Genomic DNA, 874 nt, shown 5'->3' on the forward strand with positions numbered 1-874 from the left:
TTCCGGCTTGATGTGAAAGGCAGCGACAAAGCCTTTAACTTCTGCTACCGGGGCGAGGGCGAAAGATTGTTTGTCTTTGAAGCCCCGATAGACCTCTTATCTTTCCTCTGTCTGTTCAAAAAAGACTGGCAAAAGCAAAGCTATCTGGCGTTGGGCGGCGTGGGGGAAAAAGCCCTTTTGCGTTTCCTTTCTGACCGTCTGAACATCAAGACCGTTTACCTCTGCCTTGACAGCGACCAAGCCGGAAGCGGCGCTTGCAGCCGCCTTGCGGAGCTTGTGCCGGAGGGCTTGACCGTTCACCGCCTTGTGCCGCTTTACAAGGACTGGAACGAGGTATTGCAGCACCGGGCAGAAATCGCGGACGGGAAGTATATCCGGGAAGCGATTTACGGCTTGAAAGAACCGCCACAGGAAGAAACCGTTGAGATTATCCGCATGAGCGAGGTTGATACACAGACCGTTGAATGGCTATGGGAGCCGTATATCCCTTTGGGAAAGTAACCATTGTGCAAGGCAATCCCGGCGAAGGTAAGACCACTTTTGCCCTACGCCTTGCCGCCGCCTGCACCACCGGGGGAACGCTGCCGGGAATGAAATCCTTGCCGCCATTCCAAGTGATTTACCAGACCGCCGAGGACGGGTTGGGCGATACCGTCAAGCCCCGCTTGATGGAAGCAGAAGCCGACCTTGACCGGGTGCTTGTGATTGATGAAGCCAAGCGGGAGCTTACCCTGTCCGATGAGCGCATAGAAAAGGCAATCACGCAGAACGGGGCGCGGCTGATTATCCTTGACCCCATACAGGCGTACATGGGCGAAAAAACCGACATGAACCGGGCAAACGAAGTGCGCCCCATGTTCCGCCGCCTTGCCGA

At 55.7% G+C, this 874-nt stretch carries 1 pseudogene; it reads left to right on the top strand.

Annotated features, from left to right (window positions below):
• Nucleotides 1-874, top strand: a pseudogene (locus tag DWZ60_RS16985) (AAA family ATPase); the annotation flags it as partial.

This window comes from Blautia sp. AF34-10 (assembly GCF_003477865.1).
Lineage (GTDB): Bacteria > Bacillota > Clostridia > Lachnospirales > Lachnospiraceae > Fusicatenibacter > Fusicatenibacter saccharivorans.